At 53.2% G+C, this 19,159-nt stretch carries 14 protein-coding genes; 2 read left to right on the top strand and 12 right to left on the bottom strand.

The window, feature by feature from the left end; genetic code table 11:
• Positions 1 to 130: 130 nt before the first annotated feature.
• Positions 131 to 1,045, top strand: a complete 915-nt coding sequence (locus tag JNE38_RS03625; RefSeq protein ID WP_203355281.1) for a diguanylate cyclase domain-containing protein — start codon at positions 131 to 133, stop codon at positions 1,043 to 1,045.
• Positions 1,046 to 1,055: 10 nt separating this feature from the next.
• Here JNE38_RS03625 and JNE38_RS03620 read toward each other — a convergent pair whose 3' ends face one another.
• The 7 genes from JNE38_RS03620 to JNE38_RS03590 form a co-directional block, all read right to left on the bottom strand.
• Entirely contained in the window at positions 1,056 to 2,030 is a 975-nt protein-coding gene (locus JNE38_RS03620) for an MraY family glycosyltransferase (RefSeq protein ID WP_238933549.1), read from the bottom strand.
• Positions 2,031 to 2,120: 90 nt separating this feature from the next.
• A complete protein-coding gene (gene pruA, locus JNE38_RS03615; protein ID WP_203355280.1) occupies positions 2,121 to 3,668 on the bottom strand; it encodes an L-glutamate gamma-semialdehyde dehydrogenase in 1,548 nt (515 codons plus the stop codon).
• A 254-nt stretch (positions 3,669 to 3,922) separates the two neighbouring features.
• Entirely contained in the window at positions 3,923 to 5,002 is a 1,080-nt protein-coding gene (locus JNE38_RS03610) for a CamS family sex pheromone protein (RefSeq protein WP_203355279.1), read from the bottom strand.
• Between the two features lie 39 nt (positions 5,003 to 5,041).
• On the bottom strand, positions 5,042 to 5,926 hold the full coding sequence (locus tag JNE38_RS03605; RefSeq protein ID WP_203355278.1) for a WD40/YVTN/BNR-like repeat-containing protein: 885 nt from the start codon (positions 5,924 to 5,926) through the stop codon (positions 5,042 to 5,044).
• Positions 5,927 to 5,982: 56 nt separating this feature from the next.
• Positions 5,983 to 7,998: an NAD-dependent DNA ligase LigA gene (gene ligA / locus JNE38_RS03600; RefSeq protein ID WP_203355277.1), complete on the bottom strand. Its 2,016-nt coding sequence runs from the start codon at positions 7,996 to 7,998 to the stop codon at positions 5,983 to 5,985.
• Between the two features lie 34 nt (positions 7,999 to 8,032).
• Positions 8,033 to 10,363 (bottom strand): DNA helicase PcrA, encoded by a 2,331-nt coding sequence (gene pcrA / locus JNE38_RS03595; RefSeq protein WP_203355276.1) that lies wholly within the window; start codon positions 10,361 to 10,363, stop codon positions 8,033 to 8,035.
• 110 nt (positions 10,364 to 10,473) lie between these two features.
• The gene (locus JNE38_RS03590) at positions 10,474 to 11,298 is read right to left on the bottom strand and encodes a VanW family protein (protein ID WP_203355275.1); all 825 of its coding nucleotides are present in this window, start codon (positions 11,296 to 11,298) and stop codon (positions 10,474 to 10,476) included.
• Between the two features lie 284 nt (positions 11,299 to 11,582).
• On the opposite strand from JNE38_RS03590, the gene JNE38_RS03585 reads away from it, so the two are divergent.
• A complete protein-coding gene (locus tag JNE38_RS03585) occupies positions 11,583 to 12,398 on the top strand; it encodes a glycerophosphodiester phosphodiesterase (protein WP_428993713.1) in 816 nt (271 codons plus the stop codon).
• Positions 12,399 to 12,500: 102 nt separating this feature from the next.
• Here the strand turns inward: JNE38_RS03585 and mglC are convergent, their stop codons facing one another.
• The 5 genes from mglC to JNE38_RS03560 all read right to left on the bottom strand — a co-directional run bounded on the left by mglC (position 12,501) and on the right by JNE38_RS03560 (position 19,157).
• On the bottom strand, positions 12,501 to 13,520 hold the full coding sequence (gene mglC / locus JNE38_RS03580; protein ID WP_203355273.1) for a galactose/methyl galactoside ABC transporter permease MglC: 1,020 nt from the start codon (positions 13,518 to 13,520) through the stop codon (positions 12,501 to 12,503).
• A gap of 19 nt (positions 13,521 to 13,539) precedes the next feature.
• On the bottom strand, positions 13,540 to 15,057 hold the full coding sequence (locus JNE38_RS03575; protein WP_203355272.1) for a sugar ABC transporter ATP-binding protein: 1,518 nt from the start codon (positions 15,055 to 15,057) through the stop codon (positions 13,540 to 13,542).
• Between the two features lie 139 nt (positions 15,058 to 15,196).
• Positions 15,197 to 16,291, bottom strand: coding sequence for a galactose ABC transporter substrate-binding protein (locus JNE38_RS03570; RefSeq protein ID WP_203355271.1), 1,095 nt, complete (start codon positions 16,289 to 16,291; stop codon positions 15,197 to 15,199).
• Positions 16,292 to 16,408: 117 nt separating this feature from the next.
• Positions 16,409 to 17,386 (bottom strand): substrate-binding domain-containing protein, encoded by a 978-nt coding sequence (locus JNE38_RS03565; RefSeq protein ID WP_203355270.1) that lies wholly within the window; start codon positions 17,384 to 17,386, stop codon positions 16,409 to 16,411.
• A gap of 4 nt (positions 17,387 to 17,390) precedes the next feature.
• Entirely contained in the window at positions 17,391 to 19,157 is a 1,767-nt protein-coding gene (locus tag JNE38_RS03560; RefSeq protein ID WP_203355269.1) for a sensor histidine kinase, read from the bottom strand.
• Between the last annotated feature and the right edge of the window lie 2 nt (positions 19,158 to 19,159).

The raw sequence follows: 19,159 nt of genomic DNA, 5'->3' as shown, positions 1-19,159 counted from the left end.
ATAACCTTACTTTACCACTTCGACCAATACCCAGTAAACCCCGCACTCCTACCATCGGCTCATCATTTTCTTCGCATGGCTTGCTATACTATAATACAGTGGACAAGCCTACAATCAGGAGAACACAGATATGTCAAAGCTAGACATTGAAACATTAATCAGTCAATACGGGGATATCCTGAACAGCTTTTTTCATCATATGTCAGATATGTTCTTTCTTATGTCTGTTGAGGAGGCAGAAAGTCACGATCTTCAGTTTCGCTACGTCCTGATGAACCCTGCCGCGATGCAGGTAGCCGGCCTCACGGAAGATGCATACGGCAAGCGAATGGAGGATGTGTACCCCGAAGAAAAAGCTTCCGTATTGAAGAGCATGTACACAAAAGCGGTTGAAAGCCGTGTTCCAATTCACTTCACCAGTGAAGGCGACGTGGTCGGCGAGTCGATCCTATCCCCCATCTTTAACAAAGAAGGCGTGTGCACCCATGTGTTTTCAGTCACACGCGACATTACCGAACGCAAAAACCTCGAGTCCAGGCTGGAGTATTTGGCGTATCATGACGGATTGACCGGCCTGCCAAACCGACGCCTGCTTTCCATCCATTTGCAGAATGCCATAGCAAAAGCAAAGGCAAACGCTGAGATGGTCGCCGTCCTCTTCCTTGATTGCGACGACTTCAAACAGATCAACGACACCTTGGGGCACAGCACAGGTGATCTGTTCCTGCAAATGCTCGCAGAACGCCTCACTTCATGCGTACGCGAAGGAGATACAGTCGCACGTCTGGGTGGCGACGAGTTCATCGTCCTCCTGACGGGAATCCAGTCGCGGCAACAGGTGGAAAAGGTATCGAAACGCATTTTGCTAGCTCTGCAAAAGCCATGGGAGATCGAGGAGAACACCTTCCTCTGCACGACCAGCATGGGCATCGCTCTCTATCCTCACTCTGCCACAGGCGGCGATCAGCTCCTGACCAATGCCGACAAAGCTCTCTACGCCGCAAAAGCGGCTGGACGCAACCAGTACCATTTCTACACACCCTAGCTGCGCTCCGTCAAATTTTTTGGAAGTAAAACAGAAACAGCGACAAAGCTGAGAAAAGAAAGCTGACCAAATACAGCACAACCACTGTCTGTTTAGCCGTCAACCCGTGTGACATCAACCGATGATGCACATGGCGGCGATCCGCTTGATACATGGGAGATCCCGCGAGCAGCCTGCTGATCATGACCTGTACCGTATCCATGACCGGCAGCCCCAAAGCAAGTACCGTTACCACGAGTGAAATCAGCGTGGCCCCCTTCATCGTCCCCTCCAGGGAAATGATCGCCAAGGCAAAGCCTAAAAACATCGAGCCCGCATCTCCCATGAAAATTTTTGCCGGATAAAAATTGAAACGCAAGAAAGCAAGCGCTGCCCCTGCCAACGATACGGCTAGCAATGCTGTCAGATCCTGCCCCTTGACCAAGGAAAGAAAGAACAGCGTGACGGCTGAAAAAACGGTCGCTCCCGCCGCCAAGCCATCTACTCCATCCAAAAAGTTCACCATATTGATCAAGCCGACTATCCACAGCACGGTTGCCAGAAAAGATACCCACACAGGGAACATGACAAATGCGCCATCCTCACCACCCAACCAGGAAAGACTAACCCCGCGAAAACGGATGTCAAAGAAAAATACCATCACTCCTACCAACAACTGCACCAATAACTTGGGCAGTGCGGGAAAATCTTTTTGCTGCGCTTTGAAGGCATCATCGGCCCACCCGATCGCCATCAAAACGGCACCTCCAGCCGCCAAAACCGCAACCGTTTTTTGCACCCCCGCAAAAAAAGTGGACACTACAATCATCCCGACAAACATCGCCACCCCACCGGATAGCGGCGTCGGATGACTGTGTCCCTTTCGTCCTCTCGGGATATCCAGCAGCTGTGTTTTCCAGGCCAGCCAATGAGCGGCCGGCATCAACAGATAGACTAGGAAAAAAGCAGATAGACCAGATACGACAAACGTAAACAGCTTCCTCACCTGCCCGCACTTGGTTCTTGTTAGTAGTGTGGACAAAATGGGCAAAAAAAAGCCGCCTCCGTGGAGGCAGCTTGTGCTTGATGTTGCGTCTTACAGTTTTTCGGAAACCAGTTTGGCTTGGGTGAACAGCAAGAGGTAGTCTGGTCCACCTGCTTTAGAGTCTGTACCGGACATGTTGAAGCCGCCAAATGGATGCACGCCTACCAACGCGCCTGTGCACTTGCGGTTGAAGTACAGGTTACCTACATGGAACTCTTCACGAGCGCGCTCGAGGTTTGCGCGGTTGCGGCTGATGACAGCGCCAGTCAAACCGTACTCGGTGTTGTTTGCGATTTCCATGGCATGGTCAAAGTCGTTCGCTTTGCAGAACGCCACTACAGGTCCAAAGATTTCTTCCTGCATGATGCGTGCGTCTGGAGCTACGTCAGCAAATACGGTTGGCTTGATGAAGTAGCCGGTTTCTGGTCCTTTTTCGCCACCAGCAACCAGTTTGCCTTCAGTTTTACCGATCTCGATGTATTCCAGAATTTTGTTGTACGCTTTATCGTCAACGACTGGACCTGTGTAGAATTCGTTGCTGCGGATGTCGCCCACAGTCAGGCTGTTGGTCAGCTCTGCTACGCGGTTCAGCACTTGGTCGTATACGTCTTGGTGTACGATTGCACGGGAGCAAGCGGAACATTTCTGACCGGAGAAACCAAATGCAGACGCTACGATCGATTGCGCAGCCAATTCGATGTCGCAATCGCTGTCTACCACGATGGAGTCTTTACCGCCCATTTCCGCAACCAGACGCTTCATCCATTTTTGTCCTGGACGATGTTTTGCAGCCAGCTCGTTGATGCGCAGACCTACATCGCGGGAACCAGTAAAGCTGATGAAACGAGTCTGGATATGCTCGACGAGGTAGTCGCCGATTTCGCTGCCGGAGCCTGGCACGAAGTTTACCACACCTGCCGGTACGCCAGCGTCTTCGAGGATTTCCATGAATTTCGCAGCAATGACAGGAGTGGTGGAAGCAGGCTTCAGAACAACGGTGTTACCTGCTACCAACGCTGCAGTCGTCATCCCTACCATGATTGCGAGCGGGAAGTTCCATGGCGGAATTACGATACCTACGCCGAGCGGAACATAGTACAGCTCGTTATCTTCATCCGGAATGCGAGGAAGATCGTGGCGCTGGGACAGCTTATCCATTTGACGTGCATAGTACTCCATGAAGTCGATTGCTTCTGCGGTATCCGCATCTGCTTCTGCCCAGCTCTTACCGGCTTCTTTTACGAGCCAAGCAGAGAACTCATGCTTGCGGCGACGCAGGATAGCTGCTGCTTTGGTCAGGTAACGGGAACGGGAGGTGCCCGGTACTTTTTTCCACGTTTCAAAGGTGCTAGCTGCCACTTGGATCGCTTTTTCAGCCAGTGCCTGGTCAGCCTGGGATACCACACCTACTACTTGTTCTTTATTGGAAGGGTTGATGGAGCGGGATTTCTTCTCGGTTTTGATGCGCTCTCCGCCGATGATCAAGTCATATTCCAGGCCCAGCTCGCTTTCAACTTTCGCGAGTGCTTCTTCAAACGCCTTTTTATTTTCTGGTAAGCTAAAATTGGTAAACGCCTCGTTTTTGAATTCTACTTGCATTGTGACGCCTCCTTATCGATTTCTTCCATGTTTGGGTTCACTCTTTATACATATGCAAGGATCATACCAACAAAACCGACCTCACACAGTCTCCGTTAGTGTTTGCATTTTTCTCGAAAAACAATAAGGGAGATTCACATACAGGCATGAACACTTTTGTTCAATCATTGATCACGATTATACAGATGTGTTGTGTCTTCCCAACAAAAAAAGAAAGCTCCTCCACGATTCACGTAAAGGAGCCTTCTGTGTCATTACTGCCTGTAAATATGCATATACGGTTCGCCGGTGGACGGTCGGATGTAGATCGACAGCGGCTTGTTCATCGATTGAACGTACAGATTGACGTGCACGCTCTTGTCAAACAATTGATCGATGCTGCCTGCAGCGAATTGGGTGAACTGCAGCACCTCGGTACGGGAGTCATACTCGGCGGTTGCCGTAATGGTCAGCTCTGTCATCTTTCCACCCATGAATCTCCCTACGCCTGTCATCCCGATATACTCCCCAAAGTACGATTGGGACTGACGCATCAGCTTGTCGAACTGCAAGGACTGCTGAGGGTACTTCTTCTCCAAATCCGTGCTCGGGAACAAGTAGTATTCCTCTTCAATCGGCTGCCACTTGGAGATGGCTGCTTCGTTTGCATTGACCGTCCCCGACATGATGAAGCGACCTGGCACGAGAGAGGAATTCGCTTCTGGAACCTGATACAGCAAAATCACCATGGGTACAGTCGGGGTATTCACACGAACCGATTGGACGATGCGTGCCGCCAGCTGCTGACCCTTTGCCTGCAGTTCCTGCGTCGTGTACATTTTATCCTGGCCTGTCGCATCCTGATATTCAGGCGAAAGCGACAGCCCCAGAACGATGCCTTCCAATTGCCCCAAGCGATCCTTTTCCTTGCTGAGGTAATCATGCTCCAGCACGTGCACCAGAATCCCTTTTTTCTTTTGTCCGTTGGTAGCACCCGTCTTTTCCTGGGCGATCCATTCCTTGACCTGCTCTTGCTTGATCTGCTGCCCTTCCTGGAACAGGTATTCGGATGTCGGGAACGTATCTCGGGCAAACTCCATCAATCCCAGCTCCAAATGGCTGAAATCGATGCGGTACTTCGTCTCGCTCAGCATTCCGCGCGTCTGGTTAGGCTTGTAAGGAGGGATACTCCCGTAGTAATCTTCGGAAACTTCCACGACCGGCGACAAGGATGGCGTCGTGATCTCAGGCCCTGCTTCCTGACCGCCGCGCGGCAGCAATGAGCAGCCTGCCGTTACAGCTACGAGAAGGAACACCGCCATCAGCCTGCATCCTGTCAAAAACTTCGCTTTCATACGCTGCTCCTTTTGTGTAAAAAACGTCTTAACGTTTCGTTAATTCCATTTGACCCATTTGTTGTCGGAAAGCTTGTAGATGAGTGCAGATTCTCCTACCCCAACCCATTTGGTATCACCTTCACCAGAAGAGATCATGATCAGCTTTTCAGGTGAACGCGCATCGAGCAGTCTCCACTCGCCATTGTTTTTTTCAAATATGCCTTGTTCCGTAGCGACAGCCAAAACGCCAGTGCGTCGGTCGACGGAAAGAGAGTAGATCTGCTGTGCCCCTGGGAGCACCTCTGTCTTCCATTCCCCGTTCTCATTATAGAGCAAGCTGAATTGCGCCGCTACATAGAGACGGTTTTCTTCTGGGTCAAAGTCCATGGAAAATACTTCCTGGTCCATCGGCTGCCAGAGGCTCCACTGTTCACCGCTGTCTACGGACTGGTAGATACCTTCACCGGACACAAAGGCGAACAGACGAATCTGCTCCCCTTCGCGAATCCCGGCAAAGCTGCGAATATCAGCAGCAGCAGGCAAGCCTTTTCCGATCGTCTCCCACTGCTTTCCGCCATCTACGGAGCGAAGTACACCTGCGCTGCCTGCTGCAAATATTTGATGAGGGTCTTTGGGATCGACATACCAGCCTGCGATGTCATGCTGCTCGAGCTGGGTCGATAAGAGGCTCCACAGTCCTCCAGGAGTGGAACTGTACAAGCCCGAATGGGTTCCCACCCAAATCCGCTCAGCATCTGCAGTCATCGCCAGATTGTGCACGGTTTCTCCTCTTTCCAAAACATCCTGATACGTTAGGTCACCCTTTAGAGCTGCTGCCGTCACGGATGGTGGAGCCGGTTTACTCTGCTGCCCGGTGACTCCGCAGCCTGCCAAGAATACCAAAACCATTGCTCCGTATCCCACTCGTAGGAAGCCTTTCATGCTCTTCACGTCCCCCTCTATACTCATCCAGTCCGTCGCCGCACCCTGATCAGATATTAGCTGTTGCTCCCCAATACTTCCAGGAAGCCAGCTTCATCCATCACAGCTACCCCCAGCTTTTCAGCCTTCTCCAGCTTGGAGCCCGCCTTTTCACCCGCAATGACCAGATCCGTTTTTTTACTAACACTGCCCGTCACTTTGCCGCCCAGACGCGCGATTGCCTCTTCGGCTTCCTGACGCGACATTTGCGCCAGCGTACCTGTGAGCACGATCGTTTTGCCGGCGAAAGGCAAATCGGCTCCGCCCTCGATACGCAAGCCCTTGTATTCCATATTCACTCCAGCTGCCCTCAGCCGTTCAATGACGGCTTTTGCCTGCGGCTGCTCGAAGTAATTGACCAAGCTAGCCGCCATCTTCGGACCGATCTCGTCGATTTGAGTCAAATCTTCCTCGCTCGCCTGCATAATCGCATCCATGGTGCCAAAATGCTCCGCGATGACCCGCGCTGCCTTTGCACCCACCAGACGAATTCCCAAGCCGAACAGGACTCGCTCCAGTGAGTTTTGCTTGCTGGCTTCGATTGCGGCCAGCAGGTTGTCGACCGACTTTTCGCCCATCCGCTCCATGCCGAGCAGCACATCACGCTGCAAATGCAAATAGTAGAGATCTGCCACACTGTGAATGATGCCATCGTTAAACAGCTGCGCCACTACTTTTTCACCGAGTCCATCGATGTTCATGGCAGTACGGGACACGAAGTGAATCATGCCTTCACGAATCAAGGCAGGGCACATTGGATTGATGCAGCGCAGTGCCACTTCCTCTTCCAGACGGACGAGATCACTGCCGCACTCCGGGCAATGGCTCGGCATGGAAAATGGCTTCTCGTCCCCTGTGCGGCGCTCCGGGAGCACCGCAATAATTTCCGGTATGATGTCACCCGCTTTTTTGACGACAACGTGATCGCCAATCATCAATCCTTTTTCCCGAATGATGTCCTCGTTGTGCAGGGAAGCCCGCTTGACCGTTGTTCCTGCCAGGCTCACAGGCTTCAGCAGAGCCGTTGGCGTGACCGCACCCGTACGCCCCACCGATACCTCGATGCCTTCCAGCACCGTAATCGCCTCTTCTGCAGGAAACTTATACGCAATGGCCCAACGCGGGCTTTTGGCGGTAAATCCGAGCTCCTGCTGCTGTGCGTAGCTGTCCACCTTGATCACCATGCCATCGATCTCGTACGGCAGACTTGGCCGTTTTTCCGTCCATCCGGCAATAAACGCGATCAGGTCTTCGATGTTGTCGAACACACGACGTTCGGGATTGACGGCAAAGCCCAATGTTTCCAGCAGGTTCAGACCTTCGCTATGAGACTCGACTGTTTCTCCCTGTAGTTCCCCGATGCCGTAAATGAACGTATCCAGCTGACGGGAAGCGGCAATCTTGGGATCCAGCTGTCGCAATGAGCCCGCTGCAGAGTTGCGCGGATTGGCAAAAAGAGCTTCGCCCCGTTCCTCGCGCTCCTTGTTCAGCCTCTCAAACGCGCCTTTGGACATGTACGCCTCGCCGCGAACCTCCAGTGAGAGCGGTCTCGTCAAACGAAGGGGAATGGAGCGAATGGTTCGGAGGTTTTGGGTAATGTCTTCACCCGTCGTTCCGTCCCCGCGAGTAGCCCCCCGTACAAACACGCCGTTTTCATAATGTAGCGAGACAGCGAGTCCATCGATCTTGAGCTCACCCACATAGCGCACTGCCTGATTGCCGACTGCCTGGCGGACACGACGGTCAAAATCCCGCAGGTCCTCCTCATTGAAGGCATTGCCCAAGCTGAGCATCGGCGTTTTATGTACCACCTTTTCAAAGAAAGGGAGAGGCTCCCCGCCCACGCGCTGGGTCGGGGAATCCGCTGCGACCAGTTCCGGAAAGCTGTTTTCCAGCTCTCGCAAATCCCGCATCAATTGATCGTATTCCTGGTCTGTGATCTCAGGCCGATCCTCTTCATGGTAAAGACGATTATGCCGCTCAATTCGTTTCGCTAATTCTTTCATTTTTGTTTCCGCCGTCAGTCGATCCATCTCGCTCATCCTTTACTTTACCGATTCTGTTGCTTTATCCCCGTTCAATCGGCGCAAATTTGGCCAACAGCTTTTTGATGCCGGTCGGGCTCGGGAACGCAATGTCCAGCTCCATGTCGTCGCCGGCTCCTTTCACTTTGACGACTGTCCCTGTGCCCCACTTGCCATGCTTTACTTTGTCTCCCACTTTCCAATCCAAACCTGCTGCCGCGCCATGCCCCGGCAGTTTGCTGCCTGCCTGGGCTGCTGGACGAGCAAATGGAGATCCGGCTGTCGCAGCAGTGCGCTGAGCCATCCCTACGCGAGGGGCTGCTCCTGCCTGATAGCCACCTGTGCCAAAAGGAGAGCGGGCTGCATCACGTTGACCGAAACCGCCGCCTCCCCCGCCACCGTAGCCTCTGTCAGCAACAGGGCTGCCGTCGAGCAGCTCAGCGGGAATTTCCTGCAGGAATCGGGAAGGCGCATTGACATTCGTCCGACCAAACAACGTACGCATCCGCGCGCAGGTCATGAATAGTCGTTCTTCCGCCCTCGTAATCCCCACGTAGGCGAGGCGGCGCTCCTCTTCCATCTCGGACTCGTCAAACAGCGAGCGGCTGTGCGGAAAGACTCCCTCCTCCATGCCTACGAGATAAACGACCGGAAACTCCAGTCCCTTGGCGCTGTGCAAGGTCATCAGAACGACCTGGCCTTCAGCGGAAGCTTCCTGCTTGTCATCCTCCCCGTCCAGTGAATCGATGTCTGCCACGAGTGCCAAATCGGTCAGGAACGCGAGCAAGCTCTTGTCTTCGTTTTTGCGCTCGAACTCCTGGGTAACGGAGAGAAACTCTTCGATATTCTCCAGGCGAGCCTGCGCTTCCAAGGTTTTGTCTTCTTTCAGCGATTCACGGTATCCTGATCGCTTGAGCACCTCTTCCACCAGTTCGGTGACACTGAGGTAGTCCGTCATCTGCATCAAGCTCGTGATGAGATCGTTAAAGGACAGGATCGCATTGGTGGTGCGTGCGGGCAGCCCCATGTATCCCGCTTCCTGAATGGCCTGGAAGAGAGACTGTCCGTTTGCATTGGCGTACGCCTGCAGCTTGTCTACAGTCGTATCCCCGATATTTCGTTTCGGTACATTGATGATGCGAGCCAGACTGATGTCATCGTCCGGGTTGGAAATCAAACGCAGGTAAGCGAGAATGTCCTTGATCTCTTTTCTGTCGTAGAACTTGGTGCCGCCTACGATGGTGTATGGGATGTTCGATTTGATGAACACTTCCTCCACCACACGGGATTGGGCGTTGGTCCGGTACAGGACGGCAAACTTGTCGTAGCGCTTGTACTGGGACATCTGTCTGCGGATCGAATCGACGATGAAGTACGCCTCGTCATGCTCCGAATCCCCCTGGAAGCAGCTGATTTTTTCGCCGCCTGCATTATCCGTCCACAGCTTCTTTTCCTTGCGCAGCTTGTTGTTGGCGATCACCTGGTTGGCTGCTTGCAGGATCGTTTTCGTGGAACGATAGTTTTGCTCCAGTTTAATCATTTTCGCTTCGGGATAGTCTTTTTCAAAGTTTAAAATGATGGAAATATCTGCCCCGCGCCATTTGTAAATGCTCTGATCCGCATCCCCCACGCAGCAGACGTTGCGGTACTTGTCTGCCAGCATGGAAATCAGCAGATACTGGGCGCGGTTGGTATCCTGATACTCATCGACATGGATGTAGCGGAATTTTTTCTGATAGAATTCCAGCACTTCCGGCACTTCTTTAAACAGACGCACGGTCGTCATGATCAGATCGTCAAAGTCCAGCGACTGGTTGTTTTTCAGCTTTTTCTGATACGCCTCGTAGACCTTGGCCGCTACCTGTGAAAATGGATCTCCCGCCAGTTTTGCAAAGGTCTCCGGATCTGTCAGTTCGTTCTTCGCCGTGCTGATCGCCGCCAAAATGGAGCGCGGCTCGTATTGCTTCGGATCGATATTCAGATCCTTCAAGCACTGCTTTACGACTGACAGCTGATCTCCCGCATCCAGGATGGAAAAGCTGCGGCTGATCCCCAAACGGTCAATATCCCGGCGCAAGATGCGTACGCACAAGGAGTGAAAGGTCGACAGCCAGGCATCCTGCGCCGCCGCTCCCCCGATGAGGCCCGCCACGCGGTTTTGCATTTCACGTGCCGCTTTATTCGTAAACGTAATCGCCAGGATGCTCCACGGCGCTACTTGCTTCACACTAATGAGATAGGCAATTCGTTGGGTGAGAACCTTTGTCTTGCCACTGCCCGCTCCGGCCAGAATCAATACGGGCCCTTCTGTAGTCAGAACAGCTTCTCGCTGCTCGGGGTTTAAACCTGATACGATACGATCAACAGAAGACATTTGTATAAGTCCACCTTTCCACGTTACGAGACGAGTGCATATGTTCCTATTTTCGCACAGATTGGAGCCGAGTTCCAGTTCGTATACGGAATAGGAAACATCATCCTCTTCTAATTTTGTCCGCTCGCATGGGATTGCGCTTCTGGCAATAGGGGCTCATACATCATCATCGCTCGATTTTCCGTCACCCATTCCTCATCCAGCCATTCCCCATCCAGGGAAAACACGTTGCGGTACAGCCGATTAGAGCGCTCATATCCACCCCACAAGGACGGCCTAATCGCTTGTTCTTTCTCTACGATCTCATACCTTCGTGTCGGCGGCATGTCCGATCGCCATTCCCCGACCAAATGCGAGTCGGTCACGTATACATGCAGCTGAAATGTGCTCTTGGTCACATTGGCGATCTGCAGATCCAGATAGTTGTAAAAGCAGGTCGCTCCGCTTCCAAACGGCTGTGTACGCCCGGAATCAGGGAAAACGTCGTAGCTGTGCCGATGGCGTTCGGTGACGGTCAGCGGCGTGTGCAGGGTCATCCAGTACAGCAAATTGGACAACTGGCACAGCCCTCCGCCCACTCCCGCCGTGACTTTGCCGTGCGACAGCAGCATCCCGTCCAGATAGCCTTTTTTCCGTGTGGGCTTGCCTATCAATCGCCAATAGGAAAACGTCTCGCCTGGCAGGATCGTGACCTGATTCAGCCGACCCGCAGCGATACGCAAATTGGTTACCTTGTTGTGCTGCATCCACATCTCCACGTCCTGCAGCTGCCGCAGCAAGATCGTCTGATGGCGAAAATGAACATGGGGCAGAAGCTCAGCGCTTCTTTTTCTTGCATACTTCTTTTTTCCGAAGAGCCACTGCGCATGCCGCTTCCACCGATAATAGCAGACGCCAGCCGCGATTCGCCATCTGCTGCGAGTGATCGGCTTCATCCTGTTCCCCCCAAAAATGCTTCTCTTACAGCATTAGACGGAAAAACATTCCATTTAGTTTCGGTCCCTCGGCCTTTTGGTATGGTGCTTTTTTCCTCACGCCCTCCAAATTAATTGGAAAACCGATCCATTGGAAATAACGACACTCCTCATCATACAGGCCTTCTGAACGAAAATGAGGCAAGCCGCCCCTTCTTTACAACACCTTCACTTCCTCTTTACATTGCTCCGTTATCTTCAAGGGGAAGTTCCAATCCAAGGAGGAGATTCCCGACATGATCCAAATGCGAAAGATGTTGCTTGCAGCCACCCTTTTGACAGGACTGATTCAGCCGATTGCCGTCATGGCCGCGCCAAACGAAAAGGCAGACCGCGTGGACACAATCGCTCACCGGGGAGCCTCGGGGTACGCGCCTGAAAATACGATGGCGGCATTCCGCAAGGCCGTGAAAATGAAAGCCGATTACATCGAAATCGATGTGCAGGCCACTAAAGACGGAAAGCTCGTCGTGATTCATGACAACACCGTGGATCGTACAACGGACGGCACCGGAAAAGTGAGCAGCTTTACGCTGGATGAAATTCGCCAATTGGACGCCGGCAGCTTCTTTGGACCGGATTTTGCCGGGGAGCGCATCCCTACCTTTGACGAGGTACTCGATGAATTCCGCGGAAAGACTGGCATTCTCATTGAACTCAAGTCACCCGAGCTATACCCGGGTATCGAGGAGCAAGTGGCTGCCGCCTTGTCTGAGCGGAATATGGACAAGCCTGCTAACGAAAAGATCATCGTGCAATCGTTCAACTTCGACTCGATCAAGACATTTCACGAGCTGCTGCCCGCTGTTCCGGTAGGTGTGCTGACCAGTAACAAAAACGACCTGACCGACGAGAAGCTGGCTGAATTTGCGACCTACGCCGATTATGTCAACCCTACTCAAAAGCTGGTGACAGAGGAACTGGTCAATCGCATCCATGACCTCGGCATGCAGATTTCGGTTTGGACGGTGCGCAAACCGGAGGAAGTCGAGCCGCTGCTCAAGGCTGGCGTGGACGACATCATCACCGACTACCCGGATTACGTTCCTCGCAACAAGTAAACCTATAGCTGGAGCTGTCACGAGCGATCGGGCAGCTCCTTTTTGCGAGGACGCATGCAAACACCCCCGGTTCGCATTTTGCTCGAATCGGGGGTGCGCCTATTATTTCTTCGCCAGGTATTTTCGAATGTCAAAGGCCACCGCCGCCACGATGATCAAACCTTTGATGATCAGCTGCCAGTACGGATTGACCCCGATAAAGGTAAGCCCGTAGTTGATGACGCCAAAGATCAAAACACCAGCCAAAACGCCAGGGACAGTACCGATCCCTCCAGAGGTCGAGACTCCCCCCACCACGCAGGCTGCGATGGCGTCCAGCTCGTACATGTTGCCGTAGTTGTTCGTTGCGCCTCCTGTGCGCGCCGATTCCAGTACTCCGCCCAGACCGTAGAGTCCACCTGCGATGGCGTAGATGATCATGATGTTCCAGGCCACGTTGATACCCGACACTGTCGCTGCCTGGATATTGCCTCCGATCGCGTACATGTTTTTCCCGAGCCTCGTCTTGTTGAAAACGACCCAGACGAGGAACGCGACCACGATGGCGATGATCACGATGTACGGGACGGAATACGGGCCGCTCGGGCCGATGAAGCCGGTCCCCAAATGACTAAAATCTTGCCGAAGACCGCCGATCGGTTGGGATTGATTGGGCTCCATATCGAAGTAAATCGAGTTCACCCCGTAGACGATTACCATCGTTCCCAGAGTAGCGATAAACGGTGGAACGCTAAAGCGGGACACGATGATTCCATTGATGAGGCCCACCAAAAGCCCCACCGCGATCGCAATCAAGATCGGGATCAGGAGCGGCAGATCGGGCAGGTCGGGGAAAAACCTGCGCGGGTAATCCTGCGCTTGCAGCATCGACGCCGAGATAACGGCTGTCAGTCCGACGACACGACCCGCAGAAAGGTCCGTTCCACCCGTGATCAAGACGAAGGCGGCCCCCAGCGCAATAATCGCGCGCGTCGATGACTGCAAAAGAATATCCCGCAAAGTCGTTATCGATAGAAATTGGGTATCGTAAATGGCGATGCCGGCGATCAGCACGACCAGGACGATATAGATGGCGTTTTGCGTCACAAACCCTTGGATGCGCTTTTGTGCAGTACTGCTCATGTGAGTCCTCCTCCCCTGGTCAGCCCAAGTTCTTGGTCGCCAGTCGCATGATTTCTTCCTCCGTCGCATCAGCACCGGCTATGACGCCTGAGAGCTGCCCGCCGCTCATCACCATGATGCGATCCGACATCCCGAGCAGCTCCGGCATCTCAGATGAGATCATGATGATGCTCTTTCCTTGCTTGGCGAGATCCGCAATGATGGCATAGATTTCGTACTTGGCACCGACGTCTACCCCGCGCGTAGGTTCGTCGAGCAGCAAAATATCCGGTTCTGTCAACAGCCATCTCGCGAGCAAAACCTTTTGCTGATTGCCGCCCGACAGATTCTTGATCAAGGCTTTCATCGACGGCGTCTTCACCCGCAGCTTATCAATGCTTTGACTGACATCCTCTCGCCGCTTCCGGTCATTGAGCAGCAGGTAAGGAGTCTGATAGTTGGCCAGATTGGCGATCACCGTATTTTCCAGCACGGGCAGGACAGGAATGATTCCAGTCACCCTCCGCTCCTCCGTCAAGAGCGCCATCTTGTGCCTTTTGGCTTCCCGGGGGGATTTGATCCGCACCTCTTTGCCATGCAGACGCACTTTTCCCGAGCGGATCGACCGCATGCCGAACAGCGCCTCGATCAATTCCGTCCGCTGTGCCCCTACCAATCCGCCTACTCCCAGGATCTCTCCCTTTCGCAGCTCGAACGAAACATTCCGAAAAGATTCCGCAAAGGCCGAGGTCAAGCCTTCGACATGGAGTACGACATCTCCCGGAGTATTGCTCCTTTGCGGATATCTCTGGGTGAGGTCTCGTCCTACCATTCGCGATATGATCAGATCTGTCGTCAGCTCAGAGGCGAGCCAGGTCCCGATCAGCTTGCCGTCGCGCATGATGGTCACGTCATCCGATATACGCAGAATTTCCTCCATTTTGTGTGAAATGTAGATGATCGCAACGCCCCTGCTCTTCAGTTCATGGATGATGGTGAACAGCTGCTCCACCTCGTTGCCTGTCAACGAGGACGTAGGTTCGTCCATCACAATGACCTTGGAATGGTAAGAGACCGCCTTGGCGATTTCGAGCGACTGCACCTTGGAAACGGAGAGATTGCGCACAATTTCATGAGGATTCAGATCCATTCCCAGATCGGCGAACAGCTTTTCGGTGTCTCTCACCATTTTTTTCTCATCCACAAACGGAAAAGGACCCACCTTTTTGACTGGAAAACGACCTAGCCAGATGTTCTCCATCACATTTCGAAAAGGGACCGGATGCAGCTCCTGATGGATCATGGATATGCCGCGCTCCAGGGCATCCTTGGAGCTCCCCAGCGTCACGCTCTCGCCATTCAGCAAAATCTCGCCGGCGTCCGGCTTGTAGATGCCAAACAAGCATTTCATCAAGGTCGACTTGCCCGCTCCGTTTTCTCCCATCAGAGCATGGACGGTTCCTGGCCGCACTTTCAGCGTGACATCGTCGAGTGCCTTCACGCCTGGAAACTCCTTGGATATCTTGTTCATTTCGAGCAAATAAGCGCTCTGAAACATGCCGATGCCTCCTTTTCACGTGAAAGTCGATGCCGCGTTGCCCTCTCAAAAGGAAAAAGGCAAGAGAGACAGATCGATTTTTCCATCAACCGACTCTCTCGCCCTATCCGAACTCCTGCGGCCTACCTGCCGGCAAGATTTATTTCGCGTCGTTCATATTTTCCTTTGTGATTTTTTTGTACGGCACCCAGACGTACTTGCCATCTGTGATGTCAAAGCCCGTGGTATCCTTGTTCGGCGTCTCTCCCTTGGCCAGGGCAGCCGCGATGTTGAGCGTAGCCTTCCCTTGGTTGTTCGCGTCGTTGAGCACCGTGCCGAGCAGCGTGCCGGATTCCAGCTCCTTGAGCGCTGGCGCTGTCGCGTCTACGCCGACGACCGGCATGTACTTGCCGTTTGTAAAGTACCCGGCCGCCTTCAGCGCTTCGATCGCGCCCAGAGCCATATCATCGTTATTGGCCAGCACCGCTTCGATCTTGTCGCCGGAAGCAGCGAGGAATGCCGCCATTTTCTCCTGCCCTTTTACGCGATCCCACATCGCAGTATCTTCGGCGACCTTTTCCACCTTGATGCCTGCGTCTTCGATCGCTTTGACCGAGAACTTGGTGCGAAGCTCTGCGTCCTGGTGCCCTGGCTCCCCTTTGAGCATGACGTACTGCAGCACGCCATCCTTGTTTTTATCCGCTTCCGGATGCGCTTTCCAGTAATCGACGAGCAATTGGCCGGAAATCGTGCCGGATTCCTCCGCTTTGGCTCCTACGTAGTACACCTTATCCCACTTCTGCATATCTTCCGGCATCGGCTCGCGGTTGAAGAAGACGACCGGAATATTGGCTTGCTTGGCCTTGTCGATGATGACGCCGGCTGCAGTCCGATCCACCGGGTTGATGGCGAGAGCGCTTACCTTTTTGTTGATGAACAGATCGACTTTGTCATTTTGGGTCGGCTGTGCATTTTGGCTGTCGACGATGTCCACTTCTGCCTTGCCTTCTGCTGCTTTGGAAATGGCATTGCGCACGCCTGTCATGAAGGTATCGTCAAACTTGTAGATGGCGACACCGATCTTGGGATTGCCTGCGGGTGCTGCCGGTGCGGGTGTTTGCGCCGCTGGTGCAGGTGCTGCCGTGCTGCCGCCGCCCCCGCCTGCTGCCGGCTGTGAACCGCCTGAAGATTGGGAACAACCTACTACCGAGAGAGTCACCGCTGCTGCCAGCGTAGTAGCCATTAGCTTTCTCATGAAAACTTCCCCCTTTATCCCCTATGTGAACATCTGATATATACAAAATGTAAGCGTTTTCCAATCCGGTTGCTATCGAAAATCCTGCACTCTTTCATGAAAATCCTCATCAGTTTTTTATTTCACAAAGGGAAACAGCAGCTTTTGATTTTCAGACCAAAACATATTATCGCGGTCGATCACTTTGGTCCCTGTATCCACGCGCTCTGGCACCTGCTTGCCTTCGCTTGCTTCCAGCGCGTATTTGACTCCGAGGTAGCCCATGGAAAATGGCTTCTGGATGATCGTGGCCGAGATGACTCCTTCCTGCAGATACTCCAGCACTTCCGGCGGACTGTCGATGGCCACGATTTTGATCTTTTCCTGCAAGCCCATTTTCTCGATTTCTTCCGCTACGCCAATGGACGTGCTCGCATCCAAAGCGATGATGCCTTTGACCCCCGGATTGTGGCGCACCAATTCCCGGGTCAGCTCCCCGATCAGTTTTTTGTCCAGCTGGACGTAGTCGACAGGCACCAGCTCCACCTGCTTGTCTTGCGCGATGACATCGCGGACGCCCTTTTCCCGGCTCACGGCATTCGCCGTGCTCCTGCCCGTGCCGACCAAAGCGATATGGCCTTTTTTTCCGATCAGCTGCACCATTTTTTCGCACGCTTTTTTACCCATATCGTAATTATCCGTTCCGATGTAGCTTTTGACCTGCGGCAGCTGCCCTTCTGTATCGAGCGTGATGATCGGCACGGAAGACTGGGCCAATCCGATTGTCTCCTGCAGCACCTGATCATCGCTCGGAGCCACTACCAGCGCATCGTAGCCATCGAGTGTCGCCTGTCGCAGAAGCTCCATCTGACTCTGGGAATCCTCCTCGTAATCCGGGGCGTAAAAATTGAGATTGAGATCGTATTCCTTTGCCGCCATCTCCGCTCCCAGCTTCACTGTCCGCCAGTAGTCCCCATGCTTCATGCGCACGATCAGCGCCACGGTTTTCTTCTTGCTTTGCTTCGGGTCTTCCACCTTTGCCTCGCAGGAATAAAAAGCAGTGATCGCGATCAGCATCAACAATGTGTACAGCGTATATCGCTTGATTGTCCCCATGCCGTCAGCCCTCTTGTGCGTCGTCCGGCAGGCAGGGAATCCATACTTTGACCACTGTCCCTACCTCCTGTTCGCTCTCCATCTCAAGTCCATACCCTTCTCCGTAGGACAACCGGATTCGCTCGTGAATATTATGAATGCCCACTCCTGAGCCGCCTTCGCTTTTATAGGACCCCGCCAGCACCCCATCGAGCACTTCAGGTGACATGCCCAGACCGTTGTCCCTTACCTGAAACAGCACTTTCCCCTCGCAAAGCGAAGCGGAGATATGAATGAATCCCGGGTCTGCCATGTGCTCGATCCCGTGATAGATCGCATTCTCCACGATCGGCTGCAGCAGCAGCTTTAACGTCTTGCAGGAAAGCACTTCGTCCTGCGCCTCGATCTCGTATTCGAACTTCTGCTTGTATCTCATTTTTTGAATGATCAGATAATGCCTGACATGCTCCAGCTCTTCTTGCACCGTGATGATGCTCTTCCCTCTGCTCAAGCTGATGCGAAACAGCTTGGACAAGGACGTGATGGTCGTAATCACATCCTCATTCTTTCCGATGCCGACCATGCGTACCACAGAGTTGAGCGTATTGTACAGAAAGTGGGGATGGATCTGGGCCTGCAGCACCTCCAGCTCGCTCTTTCGCTTGGCCTCCTGCTCGGCGATGATCTGGTTCATCAGCTCCCGCACTTTATCCATCATCAAATGAAAGCGCGAAGAGAGCTGCTCCACCTCTTGGCTCCCGCGAATGGGCCCGCCCGCGGTAAAATCCCCTTGCTCTACCCGCTCCATCGATCTTTCCAGCATTTTGATCGGTCTGGAGATTTTCGCAGAGATGTAGGAGAGCACGAACAGCACGATGACGATGACGAATATGAGCAGCCAGAAAATGAAGCGGCTGATTTCGTTTTTGGTCGTGACAATCTCGTCCATATAGGAGACGCCAATGATCTTCCAGCCCAGCTGGTCGACCGTTTTGATGGTGATCAGACGCTTCTCCCCCTCGGTCTCATCCACATAGCTGCCGTAGGAATACTTCAGCGGCAGGGACCGATTTTCGTTTTTCAGCCCGACGTAAATGAGCTGCTGCTGCGGATGGTAGACGATATTCCCCACCAGATCGATGATGTAGACGTAGCCTTTTTTCCCGAGTCCCACTCGCTGGCACAGGTCATCGATTTCCTTGAAATTCACATCGACCAAAAGAACGGCCGGGATATCCCCGTTTTCCCCTTTGAGCGTGATTCCCCGACTCATGGAGACGACCCAGGTATACTCGCCCTTGAACAGATTTTGAATGTGCGGCAGGGAAAAAGACAAGTTGTTTGGATCGTCGATGGCTGACCGGAACCAGCTTTGCTCCGTCAGCTTGCTGTTATTGCGCATCGGCTTGGCAGGAGTGCCCATCAGCAGCTCTCCTTTTTTGCTGAAAACGGCGATCGAGACAATGTCCTTTCTTGTTTCCACAATGGCTTCCAGCTGTTCATTCAGCTTTTCCGAGGTAACGCTCTGGCTGCGTCTGATCTTGTCGTCCACCAGCTCGAAGATTTGCGTCGTCCCGATCAAATAGCTGTCCAGATTGTATTTGACCTGCTCGAGGATTTGCTGCGTATTCAGGTACGCGTTTTGCTCCGCCGTATCCGAAAATTTGCTGTACAGCATCACGCCGACAAACAGCACGACGAGCACAGTGACGAGGGTGAAGGAAGTGGTGATGATAAACTGGATGCTTTTGGCCTTGATTGCGTCCACAACGCCAAACAGGAGCCTTTTCATGC

Source organism: Brevibacillus choshinensis (assembly GCF_016811915.1).
In the GTDB taxonomy this organism is placed as follows: Bacteria; Bacillota; Bacilli; order Brevibacillales; family Brevibacillaceae; genus Brevibacillus; species Brevibacillus choshinensis_A.
This window is presented reverse-complemented; position numbering and strand designations above follow the sequence as displayed.

Coding starts and splice junctions, on each gene's coding strand:
- pcrA (WP_203355276.1), bottom strand. CDS start 10,363: ATGTCTTCTGTTGATCGTATCGTATCAGGTTTAAACCCCGAGCAGCGA.
- JNE38_RS03570 (WP_203355271.1), bottom strand. CDS start 16,291: ATGAGAAAGCTAATGGCTACTACGCTGGCAGCAGCGGTGACTCTCTCG.
- mglC (WP_203355273.1), bottom strand. CDS start 13,520: ATGAGCAGTACTGCACAAAAGCGCATCCAAGGGTTTGTGACGCAAAAC.
- JNE38_RS03590 (WP_203355275.1), bottom strand. CDS start 11,298: ATGAAGCCGATCACTCGCAGCAGATGGCGAATCGCGGCTGGCGTCTGC.
- JNE38_RS03585 (WP_428993713.1), top strand. CDS start 11,583: ATGCGAAAGATGTTGCTTGCAGCCACCCTTTTGACAGGACTGATTCAG.
- JNE38_RS03565 (WP_203355270.1), bottom strand. CDS start 17,386: ATGGGGACAATCAAGCGATATACGCTGTACACATTGTTGATGCTGATC.
- ligA (WP_203355277.1), bottom strand. CDS start 7,998: ATGGATCGACTGACGGCGGAAACAAAAATGAAAGAATTAGCGAAACGA.
- JNE38_RS03560 (WP_203355269.1), bottom strand. CDS start 19,157: ATGAAAAGGCTCCTGTTTGGCGTTGTGGACGCAATCAAGGCCAAAAGC.
- pruA (WP_203355280.1), bottom strand. CDS start 3,668: ATGCAAGTAGAATTCAAAAACGAGGCGTTTACCAATTTTAGCTTACCA.
- JNE38_RS03625 (WP_203355281.1), top strand. CDS start 131: ATGTCAAAGCTAGACATTGAAACATTAATCAGTCAATACGGGGATATC.
- JNE38_RS03610 (WP_203355279.1), bottom strand. CDS start 5,002: ATGAAAGCGAAGTTTTTGACAGGATGCAGGCTGATGGCGGTGTTCCTT.
- JNE38_RS03605 (WP_203355278.1), bottom strand. CDS start 5,926: ATGAAAGGCTTCCTACGAGTGGGATACGGAGCAATGGTTTTGGTATTC.
- JNE38_RS03575 (WP_203355272.1), bottom strand. CDS start 15,057: ATGTTTCAGAGCGCTTATTTGCTCGAAATGAACAAGATATCCAAGGAG.